We start from the raw sequence: 3,654 nt of genomic DNA, 5'->3' as shown, positions 1-3,654 counted from the left end.
ATCGGATTCCTCTAGGCATGGTCAAGACCATCTTGGAGCTAGACCCGGCCACAGGGGTTCCTGTCGCGTTGCCGAAGAAGAAACGGAAGCGTGCATGAGCAGCCCAATCGAGCACGTCGACGAGCAACTCAAGTTCTGGGCCAGCGAGACTCAGTGCAAGTACATCGATGCCGTGAACCAGCACGGCTCTATGAGGGCCGCTGCAAGAGCATTGGGCTTGAACTACGGCACCGTTCGGATGGCGATCAAGGCCGCGACGAACCGGGCCGTTCTGAAAGGCTACGCACCAGGCCAAGACCTGACTCACATCGTTCCCGATCCGCTGATGCTCAAGGGAACGTCTACTCTGTACGGGGAGGACGGCAAACCCAAGCTCCAATGGGTCAAGACGAAGGTCGATGACGAGAAGCGGGAGCAGATGATCCGCGAGGCCGTGGCCTCGTTGCTGGAAGAGACGCCACGGCTGGCTCCGCTGAAGGCCCCGAAACATGTCTCAGAGTCCCTGTGCAACGTCATCACCCTGACTGACGTTCACGTCGGGGCCAAAGCCTGGGGCAAGGAGACCGGCGCGGATTGGGATCTTGCCATTGCAGAGAAAACGGTCATCGGCGCAGTGGAGCACCTGGTCGCGGCCTGCCCTCCTGCGGGGACGGCGGTGATCGCCCAGCTCGGAGACTTCCTGCACCAAGACGGGCTAGCGGCAGTCACCCCGACCAGCGGGCACCAACTCGACAGCGACTCCCGGTTTTCCAAGGTCGTGCAGGTTGCAATCCGCATCCTTCGGAGAACGATCGACGTGGCTTTGCAACGTCACGCCAGGGTCGTCGTCCTGATGGCCGAGGGCAACCATGATATGGCCTCGTCGGTGTGGCTGAGGCAGATGTTCGGCCTGCTGTATGAGAACGAACCCCGCGTGTCGGTGATCGACTCCGAGCTACCCTACTACGTCCACCAGCACGGCAAGACGATGCTTGGCTGGCATCACGGCCACCTTCGGAAGCCCGACAGCCTGCCGCTGCTGTTCGCGGCGCAGTTCCCGGCCATCTGGGGCACGACGACCCGTCGTTACGTCCACACCGGCCACCTCCACCACAAGCACGAGCGCGAGCACTCCGGGGTGACGGTGATCCAGCATCCGACCATCGCGGCGCGGGATGCGTACTCGGCTCGGAGCGGCTACGTGTCCGATCGGGAGATGACCGCGATCACGTACAGCGATGCGTTCGGGCAGGTTGCGAGGGCTACGGTGTGCCCGGAGATGCTTGAACAGCGCTAGGGCTGTATCCCTGGGTTACAGATTAGAGCTTGTCCATCCGGTCGGAGCGCTCCGGCCGCAGGCCAGAGGCGGTCTGTCTAGAGCTTCGGCCACTCAACCACCGAGACCTCGGCTCCGGGCGGCACAAAGCTAGGCCTTTGATGTCGGGCCCATTCGGCGCGTTGCTCGGGCGTCATCTCGTCCGGGCAGTGCTCCAGCATCAGGCGTCTATCTCCGCTTGCTTGGACGCAAGGGCGCGGCGCAGGCGCTCGATCTCATCCGCCGCGTCTAGGGCCAGCTTCGTCGGGAGTCGCGGGGTCGGGCGCGGCCTGATCTTCGCCGAACCTTCGGCGAATTGGAACGTGAACCGCGGGGCGCGCAGCCGGTCAACGATGTCTGTGGTCATGTCGTCTCCGAAAATCGCCCGAACTGAATCGGCAAGACGTTGATTGGAAACGACATTTTGGTGCCTCCGACAGGAATCGAACCTGTATCTGCCGCTTAGGAGGCGGCCGTTCTATCCATTGAACTACGGTGGCGGCGGGCTGGATTGTAGGAGGCCAGCTGCGGCCTCAGTTCCAGCGGAAGATCCAGATCAGGTCGACCGCCGGGTCCTCGCCCGACTGGGCGCGCAGCGTGAAGCGCTGCGCAATGCGGTAGATCAGCTGCCAGTTGCCGGCGGTGGCGTTCAGGCCGCGCTCGTAGCCTACGTAGACCCGGTCGGAGATCTGCTTGCCGACCGTGACCACGGTGTCCTTGACGGCGCCGTCGCTCTGCCGCACCGACAGTTCGTCGAGTCGCAGCAGGCCCGCCACGTCCAGCGGGTTCTTGCCGTCGGCGCCGTCGCCGGCCAGCAGCGCGAACGCGGCGCGCTGCAGCAGCAGCACATCGCCGCCGGCCAGGCTGTCATAGCTGCGGCCGGTGACCAGCAGCGCCAGCTTCTCGGTGCCGGGCAACTCGGGGTCAGAGAACAGCCGCACCCGCGGCGACTGCACGTTGCCGCCGACGATGACGCCGACGCGGGTGTCGGTGTTGGCGCGCACCGCCTGGATGTCGAGCCGCGGATTGGCGATGTCGCCCACGAAGGTGATCACCCCGCGTTCGATCGCCAGCTTCTGGCCATAGGCCTCGTAGGTGCCTGCATCGGTGCGGATTTCGCCATGTGCCGCCAGCCGGCCGCCCGGCGTGGTGAGGCGCAGGTCGCCTTCGAGTCGGGTATCGAGGCCGCGTCCGCGCAGCTTGAAGCGCGGGCCGAGGTTGACCGCCAGGCGCAGGTCGACGGTGCGCGGTGTGCGCGGCGCCGCCGTCTCGGTCGCCGCCGTGGCGTCGCCGGCGCGGCGCACGGTCACGTCCTCGCCGAGCGTGGGCGCGTCGCTGCGGCTGATGTCGATCAGGCCCTCATCGGCCCGGAAGTCGCCGTCGATCCTGATCGTCTGCGCATCGAGTGCCAGGCTGGCCTGGCCGCTGGCGACGACACGCCGGTCGACGCGGCCGAGCACCGTGGCGCGTTCGGCCGTGAGCTGCAGCCGAGCCTGGGGCGCGTCGCCCAGGCGCGCGTCGCCGCTGGCGCGCAGTTCGCCTTCCCCGGCCTTGAACCGCAGCGTGGTCAGCCGGGCGGTGTCGCCATCGAAGCGGGCATCGAGTTCGCCGTCGGACAGGGCCACGCCTTCGAGTGTGTTGCGCAGCGCGAGCTGGCGGCCGGCGAGCTGCCCCGTCAGATCGGGACCGCCGAACCGCCCCCCGACGAGCAGGGTGCCGTCCATCTGCCCGCCCAGGCGCCAGCCGGCCGGCACCCAGGCCCCCCAGGCGCCCAGGTTCTCGACCTGCACCCGCAGCGCGCCCTCGACCGGTGCGTCAGGGGCGGGCCACAGCAGGTCGGGCGCGGTGCGCACGGTCTGTGCGCCGACCACGCGCCCGAGCTGGGCGCCGGCGACGAGCTGGTTGAACTGCCACAGGCCGGACTCGGCCATGAACTCGAGTCGGGCGTCCGTGAGGCCCAGCGGCTGGATGCTGCCGAACTCGTTGACCTGCAGGTCGCCGCCGGTACGGGCGATCTCGATGTGCGCGCTGACCGCCGGATCGCTGCGCACGCGCACTTGCGCGCCGACGCGCAGATCGCCGACCCATCCGAAATCGGGCTGCAGCCGCCGCAGCAGGCGCGCCACCTCGAACGGTCGACGTCGGCCTGCAGGTCGAGTTGCGGAGGCCGCTCGCTCTGGCGCTGCCAGCGCAGCGTCTGCCAGCGCAGCACCGCGCCCAGCACGTCGACGCTGCCCGGCGTCATTTGCCAGCGCAGCAACTGTTCTCCCTGCTGCAGTTCGAACGCGAGCTCGCGTGCGACGACCAGCGGCAGCGGCGCGACCTGGGGGCGGGCCGCCGTCGCGTCGGTGGGCGCGGCG

At 67.9% G+C, this 3,654-nt stretch carries 3 protein-coding genes and 1 tRNA gene; 1 reads left to right on the top strand and 3 read right to left on the bottom strand.

Annotation, left to right across the window (positions count from 1 at the left end; all coding sequences use genetic code 11):
- Window positions 1–94: 94 nt before the first annotated feature.
- On the top strand, window positions 95–1,276 hold the full coding sequence (locus tag x551_RS19700) for a LysR family transcriptional regulator (protein WP_081771419.1): 1,182 nt from the start codon (window positions 95–97) through the stop codon (window positions 1,274–1,276).
- 199 nt (window positions 1,277–1,475) lie between these two features.
- Here x551_RS19700 and x551_RS19695 read toward each other — a convergent pair whose 3' ends face one another.
- From x551_RS19695 to x551_RS19685, 3 genes are all read right to left on the bottom strand, one after another.
- Window positions 1,476–1,661 (bottom strand): hypothetical protein, encoded by a 186-nt coding sequence (locus tag x551_RS19695; RefSeq protein ID WP_036234259.1) that lies wholly within the window; start codon window positions 1,659–1,661, stop codon window positions 1,476–1,478.
- Window positions 1,662–1,719: 58 nt separating this feature from the next.
- Window positions 1,720–1,794: transfer RNA gene (locus x551_RS19690), tRNA-Arg, on the bottom strand.
- A gap of 33 nt (window positions 1,795–1,827) precedes the next feature.
- Entirely contained in the window at window positions 1,828–3,420 is a 1,593-nt protein-coding gene (locus x551_RS19685; protein WP_051512201.1) for a translocation/assembly module TamB domain-containing protein, read from the bottom strand.
- Window positions 3,421–3,654: the final 234 nt, after the last annotated feature.

The sequence above is a fragment of the Methylibium sp. T29 genome (assembly GCF_000576205.1).
GTDB lineage: Bacteria > Pseudomonadota > Gammaproteobacteria > Burkholderiales > Burkholderiaceae_C > Methylibium > Methylibium petroleiphilum.
The sequence above is the reverse complement of the archived record's forward strand: the minus strand, read 5'-3'. Positions and strand labels throughout refer to the sequence as shown.